The sequence below is a fragment of the Acidovorax sp. sif1233 genome (assembly GCF_019218755.1).
Classification (GTDB): Bacteria; Pseudomonadota; Gammaproteobacteria; order Burkholderiales; family Burkholderiaceae_C; genus Acidovorax.
The window spans coordinates 134,743-155,704 of the sequence record NZ_JAHUWZ010000009.1 but is presented as its reverse complement, the minus strand read 5'-3'; the positions used below and the strand labels follow the sequence as shown (position 1 = coordinate 155,704).

Here is a 20,962-nt window from a genome sequence, read left to right as displayed (position 1 = left end):
CAAGGGAGCTGACGCCATGATCGAATTCGCCGTCGAAAGCCTGGAAACGCCAGCGCTGACCAAGGCACAACTGGCCGATCTGCTGTTTGACCAGATTGGCTTGAACAAGCGCGAGTCCAAGGACATGATCGACGCATTCTTCGACCTGATCTCGCAGAGCCTGGTGGAGGGCAAGGATGTGAAGTTGTCGGGTTTCGGCAACTTCCAGATTCGCACCAAGGCACCACGGCCCGGGCGCAACCCGCGCACGGGCGAGGCCATTCCGATCAAGGCACGCCGCGTGGTGACGTTTCACGCCAGCAGCAAACTCAAGGAACAGATCCAGACGGCTGCCGGATCGTGAATTTGTGCCGTTTTTGTGACCAGAATGTTGCCGATGACTGGCGGTCTGTGCGCGTCTGCAGTACGCTAGCTGGCTGACCGGTTTGAATCCACCACCCATGGGCACCCCCCTTCCTTCGATCCCCGCCAAGCGCTACTTCACGATTGGTGAGGTCGCGGAGCTTTGTGGCGTCAAGCCCCATGTATTGCGTTACTGGGAGCAGGAGTTCACTCAACTGCGCCCCATGAAGCGGCGTGGCAACCGGCGCTACTACCAGCATCATGAAGTGCTCATGATCCGCCGCATCCGGGATCTGCTGTATGACCAGGGGTTCACCATCAGTGGCGCGCGCAATCGCCTGCAGGAGCTTGCGCATCCCGCCCGCGATGAGGCAGGGGCCGATGGCGCGATGAACGGGTTTGACTCAGAGATGCCCAGCATGCTGGTGGACAGTGCACGCGATCTTTCCATCGATGCGATGGGCATCACGCTGGACTCCAATGCGGTGCGCAAAGAATTATTTGAAATTCGGGCGCTACTTTCTCTGGGTTGACCTTTTTTCTGCATATAATCTAAGTCTTGTCGGCGTGTAGCGCAGCCTGGTAGCGCACTTGCATGGGGTGCAAGGGGTCGCGAGTTCGAATCCCGCCACGCCGACCATTGTTAGCAAAAGCCCAGAACCGAAAGGTTCTGGGCTTTTTTGCTTGGTCGCGGAAAAACATGCAACACGGCCTGGGGTGAAATGAAAGGCGGCTTGCTGCTGCGTGCTGTGCAGGCATGGTGGCGATACCGAGCCCCCGCTGATCAGCAGGCTCCCTGTCGAGGTAGTGCTGACATGTGGTCAGCCCGTGTTGCGGTTGCACCCGCCAAAACCAAAGTAGCGGCTCGCCCCGCAAAGGACTCTCATGATCGATGGACTGGTGGCCGGCAGGCTGTATGGCGAGGCCGAGCGGCGTACTGACAAGGCCGGGAAGCCTTTTACCGTCTCCAAGGTGCGAGCAAGCACGGCGGATGGCGAGACGCTGTTCGTCAACGTGATTGCATTTGAGGCAGGGGTCTGCGCCTCCATGCACGCCCTGCGCGATGGAGACTCTGTGGCGCTGGCGGGAAGCATCACGCCAAGAGTCTGGACGGACAAGCAGGGAAACACGCGGCCCGCGCTGGACATGGTCGCGCACCGCCTGCTCACGCTGCACGGCGAATAAAAAACAAGGCGATGCAAAACTGATTCTGCGGCTCGCGCTCGCCGCGGCGTGACGTGCCAGCGGGCGGTGCAAGAGGAGAGGGTGGGCGAGTCCGGCCGCCTGCCTGGGCGGTGCTTGCGACGGATACCCTGCCGCGCACGAAACAGCATTGAAAACGTGGCTGCTGCCAGGTCGCAGCGATCAGGTTGGTTTTTGGGGTGCTGGCTGGTCCTGCGCGAATCCCAGTGCCTTGAGTTCTTCTTCGCTCAGGTGCAGTTCCGTCAGCTCGGGTTGCCGCGCTTCGACCGTGCGCCTGCGTTCATAGTTGGTGGGCGGCCCTTTTTCCACTTGCCGGCGGTCCTTTCCGCTGCGCCTGTCCGCGCTGCCTCTGCGTTCCACGCTCATGTTGGTAGTCCTCATATAGGAAAAAAGCTCTGGGATTCCTGCCCTGGCTGGCCATCCTTTCAGGAGCACTGAACAGGTGTCCTGACCGGCCGGACTGCATCGTCTCAGTCTGCATGAGGCGGGCACGTTTGAAAAAGAAAGAATGGCAACAAACCAGCACACGGCACGCGTTCCAGGTACCAGAACTCCTGGCTGTCCCTGGGGCATTCCGACGCGGTCTGCCTGCGGCAATTTGTCCCAACCTGAGGCGATGCCCTGATTTGGTGATGGTTTGCACCGCATTGATGCGACTCCGTGCCGGCCGGGTCGCTGATGCCAACCCGCTTGCCCGCTCCTGGCGAGCGCTATGTGGCCGCAGGGGCTGAAAGGGCGGCATGGATATTGCGATCTACCGTTGCATGTCTGCCGGTGAAGCTGCCGTCGGACCGACCAACACCCTCCGCTAATGATGGCGGAACCCCCGGACGAGCGAGGCTATGAGCCTCTCGTGGGGTCGTTCCAATCCACACCCGTGCCGTTGCGGAGGGTGAGGTGCACTGGTTGCCTCCCTCGGGGCTGCCGATGCACAGCATCCCTGCACTTGCCCTCCGGGCGGCCCGGTCCATTGCAGGATCACTAGCATGAAAATCGTTCTCATTGGCCACGGCATGGTCGGCCACAAGTTCCTCGAAAGCCTGGCCGAGACCGGCATGACCGGCGTCGAGGTCACCGTGCTGTGCGAGGAGCCACGCCCCGCCTACGACCGGGTGCACCTCTCCGCCTTCTTCAGCGGCACCACGGCCGAGCAACTCTCCCTGGTCGAGCCCGGCTTCTTCGAGCGCACCGGCTTCACCCTGCGCCTGGCGGCGCGGGCCGCATCGGTGGACCGCCGCATTCGCACCGTGACCACGGTCGACGGCGAGGTGCTGCACTACGACAAGCTGGTGCTGGCCACCGGCTCCAACCCCTTCGTGCCCCAGGTGCCGGGGCGCGACCGTGACCACTGCTTCGTCTACCGCACCATCGAGGACCTGGAGGCCATGCAGGCCTCGGGCGCCAAGTCCAAGACCGGCGTGGTCGTGGGCGGCGGCCTGCTGGGTCTGGAATGCGCCAAGGCGCTGCGCGACATGGGCCTCGAAACCCATGTGGTCGAGTTCGCCCCCCGGCTGATGGCCGTGCAGGTGGACAAGGGCGGTGGCCGCGTGCTGCGCGCCAAGATCGAGGAGCTGGGCGTGCAGGTGCACACCGGCCGCAACACTCAGGAGATCACCAATGGCGCCCGTGCGCGCCACCGGATGGTGTTTGCCGACGGGACCTGGCTGGAGACGGACATGATCGTCTTCTCCGCCGGCATCCGCCCGCGCGACGAGCTGGCGCGCCAGAGCCTGCTGGCCGTCGGCCCGCGCGGTGGCGTGGCCATCGACAGCGCCTGCCGCACCAGTGACCATGACGTGTATGCCATCGGCGAATGCGCCTCGTGGAACGAGCAGACCTTCGGCCTGGTGGCACCCGGCTACGACATGGCGCGCGTGGCGGCCCGCCACATCGCGGGTGAGACAGACGCTGCCTTCGTCGGCGCCGACATGAGCACCAAGCTCAAGCTCATGGGCGTGGACGTGGCCAGCATCGGCGACGCCCATGCGAAAACGCCCCACAGCCGCACCTGCCAGTATGTGGACGAGCGCCGCCAGGTCTACAAGAAGATCGTCATCAGCGAAGACGGCAAGCAACTGCTGGGCGCCGTGCTGATCGGCGACGCCACCGAATACGGCACGCTGCTGCAGATGGCCCTGAACGGCATCACGCTGCCCGAGGACCCCGAGTTCCTGATCTTCCCGTCCAGCGATGGCAAGGCCAAACCCGGCCTGGGCGTGGATGCCCTGCCCGACACGGCACAGATCTGCTCGTGCAACAACGTCACCAAGGCCGGCATCTGCGAAGCCGTGGGCAATGGCGCCTGCACCATCGCAGAGATGAAGGCCTGCACCAAGGCCGGTGCCACCTGCGGCGGCTGCGTGCCCCTGGTCACCCAGGTCATGAAAGCCGAGATGGCGCGCCGCGGCATGGCCGTGAACAACCACATCTGCGAGCACTTCGCGTACTCGCGCCAGGAGATCTACCACCTGGTGCGCGTGGGCAACATCAGGAGCTTCGGCGAACTGCTGGCCCAGCACGGCAAGGGCATGGGCTGCGACATCTGCAAGCCCGTGGCGGCCAGCGTATTCGCCTCGTGCTGGAACGAGTTCGTGCTCAAGAAGGAGCTGGCCGGCCTGCAGGACAGCAATGACTACTACCTGGGCAACATCCAGAAGGACGGCACCTACTCGGTGGTGCCGCGCATGCCCGGTGGCGAGGTCACGCCCGACGGCCTGATCGCCGTGGGCCAGGTGGCCAAGAAGTACGGCCTGTACACCAAGGTCACCGGCGGTGCGCGGGTGGATATGTTCGGTGCGCGCCTGGAACAGCTGCCCCTGATCTGGGAGGAGCTGATCACCGCCGGGTTCGAGTCCGGCCATGCCTACGGCAAGTCCCTGCGCACGGTCAAAAGCTGCGTGGGCTCGACCTGGTGCCGCTATGGCGTGGGCGACAGCGTGGGCCTGGCCGTGGAGCTGGAGAACCGCTACAAGGGCCTGCGTGCTCCGCACAAGATCAAGTTCGGCGTCTCGGGCTGCACGCGCGAATGCGCCGAGGCGCAGGGCAAGGACATCGGCATCATCGCCACCGAAAAGGGCTGGAACCTCTACATCTGCGGCAACGGCGGCATGAAACCGCGCCATGCCGAGCTGTTCGCGTCCGACCTGTCCAAGGAAGACCTGGTGCGCATGATCGACCGGGTGCTGATGTTCTACGTGCGCACGGCCGACCGGCTGCAGCGCACCAGCACCTGGCGCGAGAACCTCGAAGGTGGCCTCGACTACCTCAAGGATGTCTTGCAAAAGGACAGCCTGGGCCTGTGCGCCGAGCTCGAATCGCAGATGCAGAACGTGGTCGATACCTACCAGTGCGAATGGAAGACCGCCGTGACCGACCCCGAGACGCGCAAGCGCTTCCGCTCGTTCGTGAACAGCGACAAGGCCGACGAGAACGTGCTCTTCGTCGAGGAGCGCGGCCAGATCCGCCCGGCCCGCGCGGAGGAGCGCGGCGCCAAGGTCATCCCCATCCACCAGGCCGCTTGAAGAAGAAGGACGAGGACACCATGAGCGCACTCCCCATGAACAGCAGCACCGACCCCCTTGCCTGGACCGACATCTGCGCGGTCGACGACATCCTGCCCAGCACCGGCGTCTGCGCCCTGGTGGCCAACCGCCATGTGGCGGTGTTCCGCACCGGCAGCGACCAGTTCTTCGCCATCGACAACGTGGACCCGAAGTCGGGCGCCAGCGTGCTCTCGCGCGGGCTGATCGGCAACCTGGGCGAGCGCGTCGTCGTCGCCTCGCCGCTGTACAAGAACCATTTCGACCTGCGCACGGGCGAATGCCTGGAGGCGCCCGAGCATTCGGTGCGGGCGCACGGCGTGCGCGCCGAGGGTGGGCGCATCAGCATTGCAGTGGCCTGAGGGCCTGCCCTTGAGGTCTCTTGAGGCCGTGTCCCGGCAACTCTTCGGGCCGGGTTGTGCGGAAGTGCATTGCATCGCGTTCCGCGCAGGCCCCTGGAGGCTTGGCGGGCGCGCGGCAGGTTCTGGGGTTAGCATTCCCTCGTATCGATTTTCTGGAGTTCCCGCATGCCCGACCAGGCCGCGTCCCTGACCGTTTCGACCCTTGTGCTGCGCTCGCGCCAGCTGGAGATCGACGCGGTGCGCCACCTCGCCAGCCGGGCCGTTCTGGTGGACACGATCGGCCAGCTGATAGAAGGTCTGCAGCGCGAGCGCGGCGCATCGGGCGCCTACCTGGCGTCCAATGCCCAGCGTTTTGCCGACATGCGCAGCCGGATCATCCAGGAGGTGCTGCCACTGGAGGCGCGACTGCGCCAGGAATTTGCCCAGCATGTGGAACCCGAACAGGGCGCGACGGCCAAGGCCTTGTCGCTCATGGCGTGGGCCCTCCTGGGGCTTGATTCTCTGCCCGCGCTGCGCAGCCAGATTGACAAGCAGGCGATGACCGCACACGACTCGATCGCTGCGTTCAGCCACCTGATCGCGGGTCTGATCGAGCTGGTCTTCCATGTGGCCGATGCGGCGGGGCTGCCCAGCGTATCGCGCCAGCTGGTGGCTTTGCTGCACCTGGTGCAGGCGCAGGAAGAGGCGGGCCAGGAGCGCGCCATGGGCGCGCTGCTCTATGCCTCTGGCCAGGGCAGCGACGCGCACCAGCAGCGGGTGCTGCACCTCATCGACGCGCAGGAGCGCAGCCTGCGCGTGTTTTCCGAGTTTGCCGATCCGGCCCTGCGTGGACGCTGGGAGCAGCAGCAGCTTGCCCCCGGCATGGCCCAGCTGGAGCGGCTGCGGCGCACGCTGTGCGTGGTGCGCCCCGGCGCCGCCCTGGACAGCAACCTGAGCGACGCCTGGTTCGACGTGTGCACGGAGCGCATCAACGCGCTGTGGCAACTGCAGGTCGAACTGGTCCAGCGTCTGCGCGAGGACTGCGAGGCTCGCATCCTCGAAGCGCAGCAGGACCTGCAGGACTCCAGGGGCCTGCTGCGCGGCCTGCGCGACAACCCGCCGCAGCGCACGCACGCGGTGGACCGGTTCTTCGACATCGCGATTGCACCCACGTCCGTGCCGGAGGCGGCGGCCGGCACGCACGGGGCCGAATCGGCTTCGCTGCTGGAACTGCTGCAGGCCCAGTCGGCGCGCATGGCCAGCATGGAGGCCGAGCTGGAGGCGGCGCGCCGCACGCTGAACGAACGCAAGGTGATCGAGCGCGCCAAGGGGGTGCTGATGGCCCGCCTGGGCATGAACGAGGAAGTCGCCTTCCGCGTGTTGCAGAAAACCTCGATGGACCAGAACCGCCGGCTGCTCGAGGTGGCGGAGGCCACGCTGTCCCTGCCCGATCTCGCCTTTGCGCAGTCTGCGCTGTCAGGCGCCAAGTCCTCATAGATAGCGTCGCGGTGCCCCGCAACGGGGCGGGCAGGCACTGGTGACCCACTGTGGTGCCGGTGCCGCACCGAGTGGAGGCTCATTTCTTGCGATGGTCGCCGCGCATGCGCCAGAGAGGGACGGGCCACGCTCCGATGCACCATTCCATCAGGGGTATGGAACTTGCATGGAGAGAAGTGGTTGTCGGCTAAAGGCGGCTTGCCAACCCACCGTCCGTGGTCTTCCGCGGGCAAAGGAATCGCGCATCCAAGGATAACGGCGTCCCTTGCGTCTCCTCCAGATGACTGGAGGACGGCGCAGCGGACGCCGTTTTCTTTTTTCCTCCTTGCGCGTTCCGCCGGCCCGCCGTCCGGGACGCTGTCAATAGTCTCCCGTCCCAAAGGAAATTCAATGGCCTACCTTGCCCCTGCCGAGTTCGTGACCAAGATGGTCGACTCCGGTGAATCCAAGCTCCTGATGTCCACCCGCGACACGCTGATCCGCTCCTACATGGCCGGCGCCATCCTGGCGCTGGCGGCCGCGTTTGCCGTGACCGTCACGGTCAACACCGGCAACCCGCTGGTCGGCGCCATGCTGTTCCCCGTGGGCTTCATCATGCTGTACCTGATGGGTTTCGACCTGCTGACGGGCGTGTTCACGCTCGCACCGCTGGCGGTGTTCGACAAGCGCCCAGGCGCCACCTGGGCGGGCGTGCTGCGCAACTGGGGCCTGGTGTTCGTGGGCAACTTCGCGGGCGCACTGACGGTGGCGGTGTTCATGGCCATCATCTTCACCTTCGGCTTCAGCGAGGCGCCCAATGCCGTCGGCGAGAAGCTCGGCCACATCGGCGAGGGCCGCACGGTGGGCTATGCCGCCCATGGCGCTGCCGGCATGCTCACGCTGTTCGTGCGTGCCGTGATGTGCAACTGGATGGTCTCCACCGGCGTGGTCGCCGCGATGATGTCCACCACGGTCTCGGGCAAGGCCATTGGCATGTGGATGCCGGTCATGATCTTCTTCTACATGGGTTTCGAGCATTCCATCGTCAACATGTTCCTGTTTCCCACCGGCCTGATGCTGGGCGGCAAGTTCACGCTGATGGACTATCTGATCTGGAACGAGCTTCCCACGGTGCTCGGCAATCTGGTCGGAGGCCTGACCTTCGTCGGTGCCACGCTGTATTCCACGCACTACAAGACCGCGCCCAAGCGCCACCATGTCTGAGCTTCTCCCTGAGCGACCTCGCCGCTGCGCGCTGCGGGCATGGGGACGCCGCCAGCGCGGCGGGGCGGCCCCCGCGCGGCGGCTGGCGGGTGGGCCGCGCCGGTTGCGTGGGCTGGCGGTGGCGTGCAGCGCCATGGACCGCTGATGGGCCACGGCACGGATCCGGGCGGGCTGCGCGTCACGCTGGGCCAGCACTCGCGGGCGGGGCGCAAGGGCGTCAACCAGGACTTCCATGGTGCCATGTTGCCCGGCGAGCCGCTGCGCGGCTCCAAGGGGATCGTCGTCGCCCTGGCCGATGGCATAGGGTCCAGCACGGTCAGTCAGGAGGCCAGCGCGGCCTCGGTGCGCAGTTTCCTGGACGACTACTACGCCACCTCCGACGCCTGGTCGGTGCGCCGCTCGGCCCAGCGCGTTCTGAGTGCCACCAATGCGTGGCTGCATGCGCAGACCATGCGCAGCCACGCGCGTTTCGACAAGGACCGCGGCTATGTGACCACCTTCAGCGCGCTGATCCTGAAAGGCCGCGATGTCCATGTGCTGCATGTGGGGGATGCGCGCATCTATCGCCTTCACGGGCAGTCGCTCGAGCAGCTGACGCAGGACCACCGTGTCCACCTGTCGTCGGCCGAATCGTTCCTGGGCCGCGCGCTTGGCACGAGTGCCCACGTCGAGATCGACTATTGCTGCCTGCCGGCCGATGTGGGGGCCCTCTACGTGCTGGCCACCGACGGTGCGTACACGCATTTCGATGCAGCCGCAGTGCATGCGGCGCTGGCACGGTTTCCCGGGGACTTCGATCAGGCCGCGCAAGATATCGTGGAGGGTGCGCAGGCCCACGGCGCCGACGACGACATGACCGTGCAGATCCTGCGCATCGATGCGCTGCCCGATCCTGAAGCCCACCGCCTGCATGCGCTGCGCGAAGGCCTCGCGTTCGCGCCGCCGCTGTCGCCCAGGATGCGTTTCGAAGGCTACACCGTGGTGCGCGAACTGCACGCGAGCGCGCGCAGCCACGTGCACCTCGCGGTGGACGACGCGACGGGGCAGCAGGTGGTGCTGAAGACTCCATCGACGGCGTTGCGCGATGACGCCGGCTATCTCAACAGCTTCCTGCTGGAAGAGTGGGTGGCGCGGCGTATCCATAGCCCCCATGTGCTCCGGCCGCACACCAGCGACCGGCCGCGCCAGCATGTCTACGTGGCCATGGAATTCGTGGAGGGCCAGACCCTGGCGCAGTGGATGATCGACCATCCCCGCCCGGATCTCGACGCGGTGCGCAGCCTGGTGGCGCAAGTGGCGAAGGGACTGCAGGCCTTCCATGGCAAGGAGATGCTGCACCAGGACCTGCGGCCGGAGAACGTGATGATTGACCGCACGGGAACCGCCCGGATCATCGACTTCGGCTCCACGCTGGTCGCTGGCCTGGCCGAGGAAGCGCACGGCCTGGACATGGGCTCATCCATTGCCGGCACCTTGCAGTACACCGCGCCGGAGTATTTTGCGGGCATGGGGGGCAGCGCGCGTTCCGACCTGTTCTCGCTGGCGGTGCTCACGTACCAGATGCTGTCCGGGCAGTTGCCGTATGGCCTGCAGGTGGTGCGCATCCGCTCGGCGGGTGATGTGAAACGGCTGCGGTACGTGCCGGTCCGCCACTTGCGGGCCGACCTGCCGGATTGGCTGGATGCCGTGCTGCAGAAGGCCTTGCACCCCGATCCGGCCAGGCGCCAGGAGGCGGTGTCGGAGTTCATCCACGACCTGCAGTCCCCAGGGCTGCGGTTCCGGCGCCGCAGGGCGGCACCGCTGGTGGAGCGCAATCCGGTCGTTTTCTGGCAGACCGCCACGCTGGTGCTGGCGCTGGCCGTGCTCTTGCTGGCCGGGTTGCGTGTTTTTGGGCGCTGAGCGGCCAGAAAGGGCGATGCTGCCGGGCAGCAGGCCCTCCCGGCATGCGCAAAAAAGAAAGCCCCGCCATTTATCCAATAGCGGGGCTTTCTTTGCTGACTTGGTGCCGGAGAGATGAATCGAACACCCGACCTTCTCATTACGAATGAGCTGCTCTACCGACTGAGCTACACCGGCGTAAGCCTCAGATTATAGCGTGGAATGGTAGGCTGTCACGCGCTCCACCTCATTTTTTGATCCCAGGATCACGCTGACGCGCTCGTGCAGCTGGGTGGGCTGGATGTCCAGGATGCGCTGCTTGCCGTTGGTGGCGGCGCCGCCGGCCTGCTCCACCAGCCAGCCCATGGGGTTGGCCTCGTACATCAGGCGCAGCTTGCCGGGTTTGTTGGGTTCGCGCTTGTCCCAAGGGTACATGAAGACGCCCCCGCGGGTGAGGATGCGGTGCACATCCGCCACCATGCTGGCGATCCAGCGCATGTTGAAGTCCTTGCCGCGCGGGCCGTCCTTGCCCTGCAGGCACTCGTCGATGTAGCGCTTCACGGGCGTGTCCCAGTGCCGCATGTTGCTCATGTTGATGGCGAATTCCTTGGTGTCCTCGGGAATGCGCACGTTCTCCTCGGTGAGCACGAACGAGCCCTGTTCGCGGTCGAGCGTGAACATGGCGACGCCGTCGCCCACGGTGAGCACGAGCGTGGTCTGCGGGCCATAGATGCAATACCCCGCAGCCACTTGCTGGGTGCCGGGCTGCAGGAAGTCGCCTTCCTCCACGCCACGGTCGCCATCGGGCTTTTTCAGCACGCTGAAGATGGTCCCGATGCTCACGTTCACGTCGATGTTGCTGGAGCCGTCCAGGGGGTCGAACAGCAGCAGGTATTCGCCTTGCGGATAGCGGTTGGGCACCAGGTAGATGCCGTCCATTTCCTCCGAGGCCATGGCCGCGAGGTGGCCGCCCCATTCGTTGGCCTCGATCAGCACCTCGTTGGCGATGATGTCGAGCTTCTTCTGGATCTCGCCCTGCACATTCTCGCTGCTGGCCGTGCCCAGCACGCCGCCCAGCGCGCCCTTGTTCACGGCGTGGCTGATGCTCTTGCAGGCGCGGGCCACCACTTCCAGCAGCAGGCGCAGTTGCGAGGGGATGAGGCCGTCCACCCGTTGCTGTTCAACGAGGTAGCGGGTCAGGCTGATGCTTTTTGCCATGTCAGTCTTTTCTTGGTCGTGGTTTATTCGGCGAGTGCACGGGTCACGACCTCGCGCACGTCGTTGGACAGCGCGGGCCTGGCGGCAACACGGGCGATGGCTTCGCGCGCGGAGGTGCGCCAGGGGTCTGCGAGTTTCTTCCAGCGGTCCAGGGCCCGGGCCAGGCGTGCGGCCACCTGGGGATTGATGGCGTCCAGCTCGATCACGCGGTCGCTCCAGAACACGTAGCCCGCCGCGTCTGCGCGGTGGAAGGCGCCGGGGTTGGCGCTGCAGTAGCTGAAGATCACGCTGCGCGCGCGGTTCGGGTTCTTCAGGCTGAAGTCAGGGTGCTGCATGAGCTGGCGCACGGCGGGCAGCACGTTGCCGCCACGGTCCGGCGCGCCGGCCTGCAGCGCGAACCACTTGTCGATGACCAGGGGTTCGTCCTTGAACAGCGCATGGAAGCGTGCCAGGGCAGGGGCCGCCAGTTCACTGCCGCTGGCCACCAGGGCGGTCAGTGCGTTGAAGCGGTCCGTCATGTTGCTGGCCACCTTGAAGCGCTGGTAGGCCTTGCCGGGCCAGACCACATCGCCCGTCTTCTGGGCGGCGATGCACAGCATGTGCAGCGCCAGCCCGCTGAGCGCGCGGCGGCCCGAAGAGACAGGATCGGGGCTGTAGCCGCCGGTGTCCTGGTTCTGCTCCCAGGCCGACTCCCAGTCCGCCTGCAGCGACAGGGCCAGCTGTTCGCGCATGGCTTCGCGCACGGCGTGGATGCGCTGCGGGTCCACCACATCGAGCTGCTCGGCGATGTAGGTCTCGGACGGCAGGGTGAGCACGAGTTCCTTGAAGGCTGCATCCAGCAGGGGGTTGCGCAGCACCGCGCGCATCGCTTCCACAAACGCGGCCGGCAGGATCTTGTGGTCAAAATGGCCCCCAGCGCTTGCCTGTTGTGCGCTGTCAGCTATTGCATTGATAGCAATGCGCAGTGCCAGGCGCTGGCCCGCTTCCCAGCGGTTGAAGGCGTCGGCATCGTGCGCCAGCAAGGTGAGCAGCTGGGCATCGGTGTAGTCGATGTCCAGCACCACGGGCGCACTGAAGTTGCGCAGCAGCGAGGGCACGGGTTCTCTGTCCAGGTCCGTGAAGGTCAGCGTCTGCGAGGCTTCGGTCAGCACCACCACGCGCGAGGCTGCCTGCGCGGCGCCTTCGCCCGCCAGGTGAAGGGGCAGGGGGGCGCCGCTGTCGCTGAGCAGGCCCAGCTCCACGGGGATGACGAAGGGTTCCTTGGCGGGCTGGCCGGGCGTGGGGGCGCAGCTTTGCGTCAGCGTGAGCGCATAGCAGCGCGTGGCGGCGTCGTAGCGGCCCGTGGCCCGCACGCGCGGCGTGCCTGCCTGGCTGTACCAGCGCTTGAACTGGGGCAGCAGGCGTGCCAGGTCGCTCGTGGGGTTGGCATCGGCGATGGCCTGGGCGAAGTCGTCGCAGGTCACGGCCTGGCCGTCGTGGCGCTCGAAGTACAGCTTCATGCCCCTGGCGAAGCCGTCGCGGCCCACCAGGGTGTGCATCATGCGCACCACCTCGGCACCCTTTTCGTAGATGGTGACGGTGTAGAAGTTGTTGATCTCGACGTAGCTGTCGGGGCGCACCGGGTGGGCCATGGGGCCCGCGTCCTCGGGGAACTGGGCGGTGCGCAGCACGCGCACGTCCTCGATGCGCTTGACGGCGCGGGCCGAGGGGCTGCCCGCCAGGTCCTGGCTGAATTCCTGGTCGCGAAAGACGGTCAGGCCTTCCTTCAGGCTCAGCTGGAACCAGTCGCGGCAGGTCACGCGGTTGCCGGTCCAGTTGTGGAAGTATTCGTGGCCCACCACGCTTTCGATGTTGGCGAAGTCGGTGTCGGTGGCCGTGGCCTCGCTGGCCAGAACGTACTTCGTGTTGAAGATGTTCAGGCCCTTGTTCTCCATGGCGCCCATGTTGAAGTCGCTGGTGGCGACGATCATGAAGCGCTCCAGGTCCAGCGGCAGGCCGAAGCGGGCTTCGTCCCAGGCCACGCTGTACATCAGCGAATTCATGGCGTGTTCGGTCTTGCCCAGGTCGCCGGGGCGCACGTACACCTGCAGCAGGTGCTCGGTGCCCGAACGGCTCTTGATCTTCTGCTCGCGGGCCACCAGCTTGCCCGCCACCAGGGCGAACAGGTAGCAGGGCTTCCTGTGCGGGTCCACCCACTTGGCGAAGTGGCGGCCGTCCTCCAGGTCGCCGCTGTCCACCAGGTTGCCGTTGGACAGCAGCACCGGGTACTGGGCCTTGTCGGCGCGCAGGGTGACGGTGTAGCTGGCCATCACGTCCGGGCGGTCCAGGAAGTAGGTGATGCGGCGAAAGCCCTCGGCCTCGCACTGCGTGAAGAACGTGCCCTGGCTCACGTACAGGCCCATCAGGTGCGTGTTCTTGGCGGGGCAGCAGGTGGTGAAGATCTCGAGCGCGAAGGCGTCCGTGCCCGTGGGCAGGTTCTCCAGCACCAGGCGCGAGCCCTCCATCTTGAACGAGGTGCCCTGGCCGTTGACCAGCACGCGCGCCAGGTTCAGGTCCTCGCCGTCGAGCTTGAGCGGCTGCTCGGCCACCTCGGGGTTGCGGCGCAGCAGCATGCGGTTGAGCACGCGGGTCTTGGCGGGGTCCAGGTCGAACGTGAGCTCGACGCTGTCGATCCAGTAGGCAGGCGCGGTGTAGTCCTCGCGGCGGATGGCGACGGCCGGGCCGGCGCCTTCTCCGCTTCCGTCGGCTTTATGCAGTTGCAACATGGAGGCTCTCCAGAAAGTCGGTGTTCATGAGTTCGGTGTAGTCGCGCACGGCGGCCAGCACATGGGGCCCGGCCAGTTCCTGCGCGCTGTGCGTGCTGCAGATCGCCACGGCGCGCATGCCCGCGCGGCGCGCGGCTTCGATGCCGAAAGGCGCATCCTCGAAGACGATGCAGTGTGCGGGGCTGGCGCCGATGCGGCGCGCCGCCTCCAGGAAGATCGCGGGCTGGGGTTTGCCGGGCAGGCCTTCGTCGCCGCGCACGATGGCCAGGGGCGCGGGCTCCAGGCCCAGGCGTGTCATCGCGAACTGCACGTTGTGGATATCGCCGGCGGTGCCCACGGCCACTTTCAGGCCGCGTTCGCCGAGCTGCGCGGCAAAGCGGCGAAAGCCCGCCACTTCGGTGAAGCGGGGCCCGAACAGCTCGCGGTAGATGTCTTCCTTCTCGCGGGTGAGCGCGTCGGCCTCATCCTGCGGCACATCGCGGCCCAGCAACTCGCGGATGCACTCGGTGCCGTTGCGGCCCGTGGTGCGCGCCATGAGATCGGGCACGTCGATGTCCATGCCGCGGCGCCGGGTGAATTCGACCCAGGCCTTGGCGTGCCAGGGCATGGAGTCGATCATGGTGCCGTCCATGTCGAAGATGATGGCCTCGGCGTGCATCACACGCCCTGCTTCAGGCTGGCTTCGATGAACGCGTCCAGATCGCCGTCCAGCACCTTCTGCGTGGCCGAGATCTCGACGTTGGTGCGCAGGTCCTTGATGCGGCTGTTGTCCAGCACGTAGCTGCGGATCTGGTGGCCCCAGCCCACGTCGGTCTTGGTGTCCTCGAGCTTTTGCTGTTCTTCCTGGCGCTTGCGCATCTCGTGGTCGTACAGGCGCGAGCGCAGTCGCTGCCACGCGATGTCGCGGTTGCCGTGCTGGCTGCGGCCGTCCTGGCACTGCACCACGATCCCGGTGGGGATGTGCGTGAGGCGCACGGCCGAGTCGGTCTTGTTGATGTGCTGCCCACCCGCGCCGGAGGCGCGGTAGGTGTCGGTGCGCACGTCGGCCGGATTGATGTCGATCTGGATCGAGTCATCGATCTCGGGGTAGACGAACAGGCTGGCGAAGCTGGTGTGGCGGCCGCCCGACGAGTCGAACGGGCTCTTGCGCACCAGTCGGTGCACGCCGGTTTCGGTGCGCAGCAGGCCGTAGGCGTATTCGCCCTCGACCTTGATCGTGGCGCTCTTGATGCCCGCCACGTCGCCCGGGGTTTCTTCCTCGACGGTGGTCTTGAAGCCCTTGCGCTCGGCGTACTTGAGGTACTGGCGCAGCAGCATGCTGGCCCAGTCGCAGGCCTCGGTGCCGCCGGCGCCGGCCTGGATGTCCACAAAGCAGTTGAGCGGGTCGGCCTCGTTGCTGAACATGCGGCGGAACTCCAGCTCTTCGATGAGCGGGCGCAGCTTGGCCGTCTCGGCCTCGATGGTCAGGAGGCCGGGTTCGTCGCCTTCTTCCTTGCTCATTTCATAGAGCTCGGTGTTGTCGGCCAGCTCGCGCGTGAGCTTGTCGAGCGTGAGCACGACGGAGTTCAGCGACTTCTGTTCCTTGCCCAGCTCCTGGGCCTTCTTGGGATCGTTCCAGACCGAAGGGTCTTCCAGCGACGCGTTTACCGTGCGCAGGCGTTCGAATTTGGCATCGAAGTCAAAGATACCTCCGTAACTCTTGCGTGCGCAGGGCCAGGTCGCCGAGGGTGGTGCCGATGAGGTTGATGCGTTCTGCGTCCATGATTCTTGTCCTGTGTGTTCTGTGGAATAAACCAGCGATTTTCTCATGGGACGGCACCGCGCCCCGGCAAAGCCCCCAGGCGGGCCGCCCGCCCGGGCCGCCTTGGCCCGTGGTGGCGCCATCGGATGCCGGGTCTTTCAAAAATGATAGCTGCCAGCGCTTGATGGATAAGCGCTGGAGGCCATTTTTGCTTGAAGGCTGCTCAGGAGGGGGCGAGAAAATGCTCGATGAGCTGCGCCACCTGCCCGGGCTGGTCGTGGTGCAGCATGTGCCCGGCGTCCTGCACGACGGCGGTGCGCACGTCGCGCACATGGGTCAGGCGCTGGTGGTATTCCTCCAGGCTGTACTTGCCTTTCCACCACTGGCCCAGGCTGTCGTCGCTGGCCTCCACGGCCAGCACGGGCGCGGAGATGCGGCCGTACAGCGCGAGCGCCTCGTCCAGCCGGTAGAGCTGCGCGCTGGTGATCTTGTGGGCCGGGTCGCCCAGGATTTCCCACTGGCCCTGCGCGTTGGGCCGGGCCCAGTGGCCGGCCAGCCACCGGGCCTTGTCTTCGGACAGGCGCGGGTTGGTCTTCATGAGGCGGCGGGCCACGCCGTCCTGGCTGTCGTAGGTCTTGAGGGCCAGCTCGCCGCTGCGCAACTGCTTGAGCTCGTCGATCCACTGCGCATAGCGCCTGGGCGCCTGCTCGGGCCGCGAGGCGGGCATGCCGAAGCCCTCCAGGTTGACGAGGCGGCGGATGCGCTCGGGCCGCACGCCCGCGTACATCATGGCGATGTTGCCGCCCATGCTGTGGCCCACGAGGTCGATGGCTTCGCCGGGCGCGCAGTGGTCCAGCAGCAGGTCCAGGTCGGCCAGGTAGTCGGCAAAGAAGTAGTGGTCGGCCTGGGCGGCGGAGGTCAGGCCGAAGCCGCGCCAGTCGGGCGCGATGATGCGGCGCTCCTGCCGCAGCGCGTCCACCGTGAACTGGTAGGACGCGCTCACGTCCATCCAGCCGTGCAGCAGGACGAGGGTGGGCAGCGCGCTGTCCTCGGGGCCCCAGTGGCGGACGTGGTAGTTCAGGTGGCGCAGGGGCAGCGTGCTGCTGCGGGAGGGCTTGAGCGGGGTGTACATGGGCGGCGGCGCGAAGTGGGGCGGCAGGAAAGTCCCGCAAAGCCCAGGGCCTGCGGGTGCCCCCGGATGGTAATGGGGCGGCCGGATGCCTGCCGCCCTCGGTGTCGCCTGCGCGGCTGGTGGCTCAGCGGCGATGCGGTGGACTTGCGGGTGGACCCGGACGGTCCTTGCCGATGGACGTGTTGTGGTCGGAGCCCTCGATCGCCCCGCCGGCAAGGGCGGCAGCCAGCTCGCGCGGGATGGCGGGGCAGGGGCCTTCGGGCATGGCGAGGCGGCCTGCAGAGCACGGCGAAATCCATTATTCTGCGCAGTCCTTCGTTTGCCCGTACTCCTTCTTCCCATGCAAAAAATCCAACTCGGCACCAGCGATCTGCAGGTCACTCCCATCTGTCTGGGCACCATGACCTTTGGCGAGCAGGTGGGTGAAGCCGATTCGCACGCCATCCTGGCGCGCTCGCTCGACCGTGGCGTGAACTTCATCGACACGGCCGAGATGTACTCGGTGCCCGCCAGGGCCGAGACCTTTGGCGCCACCGAAACCATCATCGGCAACTGGTTTGCCCGGAACCCCGGCGCGCGCCAGAAGCTGGTGGTGGCCACCAAGGTGGCGGGTCCTTCGCGCGGGATGCCCTGGGTGCGCGAAGGCAAGGGCATGGCCGCCGCCGACATCGTGGCGTCGTGCGAGGGCAGCCTGCGCCGCCTGCAGACCGACGTGATCGATCTCTATCAGATCCACTGGCCCGAGCGCCACGTGCCTGCCTTTGGCAACCTGTACTACGACCCGGCCAAGGAAACGTCGCAGAACCCCATCCGCGAGCAGCTCGACGCGCTGGCGGGCCTGGTCAAGGCCGGCAAGGTGCGCCACATCGGCCTGTCGAACGAAACACCCTATGGCGTGCACGAGTTCGTGCGCCTGGCCGAGCAGCACGGCCTGCCGCGCGTGGCCACGGTGCAGAACCCGTATTGCCTGATCAACCGGACCTGGGAAAACGGCCTGGATGAAACCTGCCATCGCTTGAATGTCGGGCTGCTGGCGTATTCGCCCCTGGGCTTTGGCCTGCTGACGGGCAAGTACGACGGCAGCGGCCTCACCGGCCCGGGTGCCCCGCAGGGTGCGCGCATCGCCACGTACGAATCCGTGCGCAAGCAGCGCTGGGGTCGCCCCGAGGCGCTGGCCGCCGCGCGCCGATACAACCAGCTGGCCCGCGACAACGGCCTCACGCCCACCCAGATGGCGCTGGCGTTCTGCTACACCAAGTGGCAGGTGGCCAGCACGATCATCGGCGTCACGTCGGTGGCGCAGCTCGACGAAGACCTGAACGCCTGGGGCACCCAGCTGCCGCCCGAGGTGCTGCAGGCGATCGACGCGATCCGCTGGGAAGTGCGCGACCCGGCACTGTAAGGGCTCCCCCTGAGTCGCCTGCGGCGCCTTCCCCCTTGAAGGGGGACGACACCCTCGCTGCGGGGCGGCCCTTGCCTGGTGTCTCTCGCCTGGGGCCGCGCCAGTTTTTCAGGCCACGCGCAATGGGTCGCGGCCAGTAGCTCACGCCGTCGCCGGGGCTTCTGGTGTGCTCAGCGCGCCGGCTTTCCACGGCACGCCTTGGGCCTCGCCCAGGTCCCAGAACAAGCCCGCCATCACCGCCAGCCCTTCGCGCGCCACGGAGGCCAGCAGATGCTCGTTGGGCGCGTGCTGGGCACAGGCCGGGTACGAATGCGGCACCCACAACGTGGGCAGGCCCAGCTGGTCGGCGAAGATGTCGTTGGGCAGCGAGCCCGCCAGGTTGGGCAGCAGCGTGGCGCGCTGGCCCGCGCTGGCCTGCAGCGATGCCAGCGTCCAGTCCACCCAGGGGTTGTGCAGGTCCAGCCGCGTGGCGCCGCACACCATGCCCATGCCGATGGCCACGTCGGTGAAGCCACGGGCGTCCAGGTGTTCGCGCAGCGTGCGCTCGACGTTGCGCCAGTCGGTGCCCACCACGAAGCGCAGCTGGCAGTGCGCCACCGCACCGGACGGAATGGCATTGACCGGGCGCTGGGGAGAGCCCGCGCCCAGGGCCAGCACTTCGAGCGTGTTCCAGCCCACCAACTGCTCGGCCGGCGTGAGGCCCGGCTCGCCCCAGCCGGGCGTGAGCGCGGGGTCGTCGGCGCCTGCGCCGATCACCACATCCTTGAGGGCGGTGCGCAGCTTGCCGGGCACCGCGGGCGGCAGCAGGCCCTTGACGAGGATGCGGCCTTTGGCATCGACGAGCGTGGCCAGCGCGTGCGTGAGCACGGTGGCCGGATTGGCCAGCACGCCACCCCAGTTGCCCGAGTGATAGGCCTTGTCGCGGCTGCGCACGGTGAGCGAGAAGTTGATCGCGCCGCGCGAGCCCAGGAAGAGGGTGGGGTGGCCCGCATTCACGCGCGGGCCGTCGCTGGCGACGAACAGGTCGGCCTTCAGCGCGTCGCTGTGCTGCTCGCAGAACGCGCCCAGGCCGGGCGAGCCGGCCTCTTCGCCCATCTCCATGATCAAGGTCACGTTGTAGCCCAGCCGGCCGCCGCGCGCCTCGATGGCGTGGGCCAGGGCCGCCAGGCTCACCGTGTGCTGGCCCTTGTTGTCGGCGGTGCCACGGCCATACCAGCGCTCGCCCTCGATGGTCAGTTCCCAGGGCGAGAGGCCTTCGCGCCAGTTGCTCTCCTGGCCATTGACCACGTCGCCGTGCCCGTAGGTCAGCACGGTCGGCAGGGCCGGGTCTTCCACGCGCCGGGCGATGAGGAAGGGCCCGCCCAGGGGCGAGGGATTGTCCAGCACCTGGCATTCGAAGCCCAGGGGCGCAAGCCACGGCACCATTTCGTCGGTGAGGTAGGTGCGCAGTTCAGGCGGCACCTTGCCGGTGTCGCTCTCGGTGCGCCAGGCCACGCGGCGGCGCAGGTCGCCGGCAAAGCGGCCGTCGTCGAAGTAGCGCTGGACGTTCTGGATCAGTTGCTCTCGGTTCATCGTGTTCTCCTTTTGTCAGCTTCACTCCACCACGATCTGCGCGCGGTGGGCCAGCGCACGGTAGCGGCCAATCTCGTCGTCGATCACGGCGCGCGTGGCCGCGGGCCCCAGGTGCACGGGTTCCATGCCCTGGGCGCGCATCTGCTCCTGCATGCCGCTGTCGCGGGTCACGGCCTCCACGTCAGCCACCAGCTTCCTGATGATGGCCGCCGGTGTCCTGGCGGGTGCGGCAATGGCATACCAGGCGTCGAACACCGCATCGGGCAGCTTCAGTTCTTCCACCGTGGGCACGCCGGGCAGCATGCTCGAGCGCGATTTGCCCGCAATCGCCAGCGCGCGCAGCTTGCCGGCCTTCACCTGCGGCGCGGCGGCGGCCACGGTGTCGATGCCGAGCTGGATTTCCCCGCCGATGAGGGCCATCAGCGACTGGCTGCTGCCCCGGTAGGGCACGTCCTGCAGCTTGATGCCCGCGGCCTGCTCCAGCAGCGCCCCCGCCAGGTGCGGGCCCGAGCCGGAACCGAACGTGGCGTAGTGAATGCCCTTGGGCGCGGCCTTGGCGGCGGCGATCAGCGCGTTCAGGTCCTTGTAGGGCGCGGTGGCGCTGACCACCAGCACCAGGGGCGCGCGGGCCACGGTGGCCACGGGCACCAGGTCCCTGGCGGGGTCGTAGGGCAGCTTGCTGCGCAGGGCCGGGTTCACCGTGTAGCTGGTGGAGCCAGACACCAGCAGCGTGTAGCCGTCGGGGTCTGCCCGCACCACGGCCTCGGTCCCGATGATGGTGGAGGCCCCTGGCTTGTTGTCGATGACCACGGGCTTGCCCAGGCGCACCGACAGCTTCTGGCCCAGTGCGCGGGCCACGGCATCCGTGCCGCCGCCGGGCGGAAAGGGCACGACCATGCGCACCGGGCGCTGGGGCCACGCATCGGCGGGCGCCGCCTGGGCATGGGAGAGGCTGGCGGCGCAGGACAGGGCGGCGGACAGCAAAGAGGCTTGAACAAGGCGTTTCATGCGGACTCCGGAAGGTGGGGCCCGTGGCGCAGGCGGTGCCACCTTGAAGGCGGCACCGCTGTGGCACACGGCCATGGGTGAATTGGAGCCTTAAACCATGCAAGATGGGCGCCGGTTTACC

17 protein-coding genes and 2 tRNA genes are annotated in these 20,962 nt (G+C 66.9%); 10 read left to right on the top strand and 9 right to left on the bottom strand.

The window, feature by feature from the left end:
- Positions 1-16 precede the first annotated feature (16 nt).
- The 4 genes from KW843_RS23390 (at position 17) to KW843_RS23375 (ending at position 1,527) form a co-directional block, all read left to right on the top strand.
- Positions 17-343 carry an integration host factor subunit alpha gene (locus KW843_RS23390; RefSeq protein WP_218297540.1) on the top strand — a complete coding sequence of 109 codons (327 nt, stop codon included), beginning with the start codon at positions 17-19 and terminating at the stop codon, positions 341-343.
- 97 nt (positions 344-440) lie between these two features.
- Positions 441-875 carry a MerR family transcriptional regulator gene (locus KW843_RS23385; protein WP_218297539.1) on the top strand — a complete coding sequence of 145 codons (435 nt, stop codon included), beginning with the start codon at positions 441-443 and terminating at the stop codon, positions 873-875.
- Between the two features lie 30 nt (positions 876-905).
- Positions 906-982 (top strand) — tRNA-Pro (locus tag KW843_RS23380).
- 245 nt (positions 983-1,227) lie between these two features.
- On the top strand, positions 1,228-1,527 hold the full coding sequence (locus KW843_RS23375; protein ID WP_218297538.1) for a single-stranded DNA-binding protein: 300 nt from the start codon (positions 1,228-1,230) through the stop codon (positions 1,525-1,527).
- 180 nt (positions 1,528-1,707) lie between these two features.
- On the opposite strand, the gene KW843_RS23370 is transcribed toward KW843_RS23375, so the two are convergent.
- On the bottom strand, positions 1,708-1,911 hold the full coding sequence (locus tag KW843_RS23370) for a hypothetical protein (protein ID WP_218297537.1): 204 nt from the start codon (positions 1,909-1,911) through the stop codon (positions 1,708-1,710).
- Positions 1,912-2,531: 620 nt separating this feature from the next.
- Between KW843_RS23370 and nirB the strand changes: the two genes are divergently transcribed.
- From nirB to KW843_RS23345, 5 genes are all read left to right on the top strand, one after another.
- On the top strand, positions 2,532-5,066 hold the full coding sequence (gene nirB, locus KW843_RS23365) for a nitrite reductase large subunit NirB (protein WP_218297536.1): 2,535 nt from the start codon (positions 2,532-2,534) through the stop codon (positions 5,064-5,066).
- 20 nt (positions 5,067-5,086) lie between these two features.
- Complete coding sequence (gene nirD / locus KW843_RS23360; protein WP_218297535.1) at positions 5,087-5,446, top strand: nitrite reductase small subunit NirD; 360 nt, start codon at positions 5,087-5,089, stop codon at positions 5,444-5,446.
- A gap of 165 nt (positions 5,447-5,611) precedes the next feature.
- Positions 5,612-6,922, top strand: coding sequence for a nitrate regulatory protein (locus KW843_RS23355; protein ID WP_218297534.1), 1,311 nt, complete (start codon positions 5,612-5,614; stop codon positions 6,920-6,922).
- 390 nt (positions 6,923-7,312) lie between these two features.
- On the top strand, positions 7,313-8,125 hold the full coding sequence (locus KW843_RS23350; protein WP_218297533.1) for a formate/nitrite transporter family protein: 813 nt from the start codon (positions 7,313-7,315) through the stop codon (positions 8,123-8,125).
- Positions 8,126-8,269: 144 nt separating this feature from the next.
- The gene (locus tag KW843_RS23345) at positions 8,270-10,024 is read left to right on the top strand and encodes a bifunctional protein-serine/threonine kinase/phosphatase (protein WP_218297532.1); all 1,755 of its coding nucleotides are present in this window, start codon (positions 8,270-8,272) and stop codon (positions 10,022-10,024) included.
- Positions 10,025-10,125: 101 nt separating this feature from the next.
- Here KW843_RS23345 and KW843_RS23340 read toward each other — a convergent pair.
- From KW843_RS23340 to KW843_RS23315, 6 genes are all read right to left on the bottom strand, one after another.
- A tRNA-Thr gene (locus KW843_RS23340) sits at positions 10,126-10,201 on the bottom strand.
- 12 nt (positions 10,202-10,213) lie between these two features.
- The gene (locus KW843_RS23335) at positions 10,214-11,221 is read right to left on the bottom strand and encodes a class 1 fructose-bisphosphatase (RefSeq protein ID WP_218297531.1); all 1,008 of its coding nucleotides are present in this window, start codon (positions 11,219-11,221) and stop codon (positions 10,214-10,216) included.
- A 23-nt stretch (positions 11,222-11,244) separates the two neighbouring features.
- On the bottom strand, positions 11,245-13,986 hold the full coding sequence (gene pepN, locus KW843_RS23330; RefSeq protein ID WP_218297530.1) for an aminopeptidase N: 2,742 nt from the start codon (positions 13,984-13,986) through the stop codon (positions 11,245-11,247).
- The gene (locus KW843_RS23325; RefSeq protein WP_218297529.1) at positions 13,970-14,644 is read right to left on the bottom strand and encodes an HAD family phosphatase; all 675 of its coding nucleotides are present in this window, start codon (positions 14,642-14,644) and stop codon (positions 13,970-13,972) included. The genes pepN and KW843_RS23325 overlap by 17 nt, the downstream gene beginning before the upstream one ends.
- Positions 14,644-15,748, bottom strand: a protein-coding gene (gene prfB, locus KW843_RS23320; RefSeq protein WP_218297528.1) for a peptide chain release factor 2 whose coding sequence is annotated in 2 segments (ribosomal slippage) — positions 14,644-15,666 and positions 15,668-15,748 — 1,104 coding nt in all. Because the reading frame shifts where the segments join, the coding sequence is not laid out codon by codon here. Before prfB ends, KW843_RS23325 begins: the two co-directional genes overlap by 1 nt.
- A gap of 202 nt (positions 15,749-15,950) precedes the next feature.
- Positions 15,951-16,859: an alpha/beta fold hydrolase gene (locus KW843_RS23315; RefSeq protein ID WP_218297527.1), complete on the bottom strand. Its 909-nt coding sequence runs from the start codon at positions 16,857-16,859 to the stop codon at positions 15,951-15,953.
- A 340-nt stretch (positions 16,860-17,199) separates the two neighbouring features.
- On the opposite strand from KW843_RS23315, the gene KW843_RS23310 reads away from it, so the two are divergent.
- Positions 17,200-18,261, top strand: a complete 1,062-nt coding sequence (locus KW843_RS23310) for an aldo/keto reductase (protein ID WP_218297526.1) — start codon at positions 17,200-17,202, stop codon at positions 18,259-18,261.
- A 141-nt stretch (positions 18,262-18,402) separates the two neighbouring features.
- Here the strand turns inward: KW843_RS23310 and KW843_RS23305 are convergent, their stop codons facing one another.
- Together KW843_RS23305 and KW843_RS23300 are read right to left on the bottom strand one after the other, a co-directional pair.
- A complete protein-coding gene (locus KW843_RS23305; protein WP_218297525.1) occupies positions 18,403-19,833 on the bottom strand; it encodes a M20 family metallopeptidase in 1,431 nt (476 codons plus the stop codon).
- Between the two features lie 21 nt (positions 19,834-19,854).
- Positions 19,855-20,841, bottom strand: coding sequence for a tripartite tricarboxylate transporter substrate binding protein (locus KW843_RS23300; RefSeq protein WP_218297524.1), 987 nt, complete (start codon positions 20,839-20,841; stop codon positions 19,855-19,857).
- Between the last annotated feature and the right edge of the window lie 121 nt (positions 20,842-20,962).

What these genes read in the sequence shown, in the direction of transcription:
- KW843_RS23390 (WP_218297540.1), top strand. Translation starts at nt 17, where the DNA reads ATGATCGAATTCGCCGTCGAAAGCCTGGAAACGCCAGCGCTGACCAAG.
- KW843_RS23385 (WP_218297539.1), top strand. Translation starts at nt 441, where the DNA reads ATGGGCACCCCCCTTCCTTCGATCCCCGCCAAGCGCTACTTCACGATT.
- KW843_RS23375 (WP_218297538.1), top strand. Translation starts at nt 1,228, where the DNA reads ATGATCGATGGACTGGTGGCCGGCAGGCTGTATGGCGAGGCCGAGCGG.
- KW843_RS23370 (WP_218297537.1), bottom strand. Translation starts at nt 1,911, where the DNA reads ATGAGCGTGGAACGCAGAGGCAGCGCGGACAGGCGCAGCGGAAAGGAC.
- nirB (WP_218297536.1), top strand. Translation starts at nt 2,532, where the DNA reads ATGAAAATCGTTCTCATTGGCCACGGCATGGTCGGCCACAAGTTCCTC.
- nirD (WP_218297535.1), top strand. Translation starts at nt 5,087, where the DNA reads ATGAGCGCACTCCCCATGAACAGCAGCACCGACCCCCTTGCCTGGACC.
- KW843_RS23355 (WP_218297534.1), top strand. Translation starts at nt 5,612, where the DNA reads ATGCCCGACCAGGCCGCGTCCCTGACCGTTTCGACCCTTGTGCTGCGC.
- KW843_RS23350 (WP_218297533.1), top strand. Translation starts at nt 7,313, where the DNA reads ATGGCCTACCTTGCCCCTGCCGAGTTCGTGACCAAGATGGTCGACTCC.
- KW843_RS23345 (WP_218297532.1), top strand. Translation starts at nt 8,270, where the DNA reads ATGGGCCACGGCACGGATCCGGGCGGGCTGCGCGTCACGCTGGGCCAG.
- KW843_RS23335 (WP_218297531.1), bottom strand. Translation starts at nt 11,221, where the DNA reads ATGGCAAAAAGCATCAGCCTGACCCGCTACCTCGTTGAACAGCAACGG.
- pepN (WP_218297530.1), bottom strand. Translation starts at nt 13,986, where the DNA reads ATGTTGCAACTGCATAAAGCCGACGGAAGCGGAGAAGGCGCCGGCCCG.
- KW843_RS23325 (WP_218297529.1), bottom strand. Translation starts at nt 14,644, where the DNA reads ATGCACGCCGAGGCCATCATCTTCGACATGGACGGCACCATGATCGAC.
- KW843_RS23315 (WP_218297527.1), bottom strand. Translation starts at nt 16,859, where the DNA reads ATGTACACCCCGCTCAAGCCCTCCCGCAGCAGCACGCTGCCCCTGCGC.
- KW843_RS23310 (WP_218297526.1), top strand. Translation starts at nt 17,200, where the DNA reads ATGCAAAAAATCCAACTCGGCACCAGCGATCTGCAGGTCACTCCCATC.
- KW843_RS23305 (WP_218297525.1), bottom strand. Translation starts at nt 19,833, where the DNA reads ATGAACCGAGAGCAACTGATCCAGAACGTCCAGCGCTACTTCGACGAC.
- KW843_RS23300 (WP_218297524.1), bottom strand. Translation starts at nt 20,841, where the DNA reads ATGAAACGCCTTGTTCAAGCCTCTTTGCTGTCCGCCGCCCTGTCCTGC.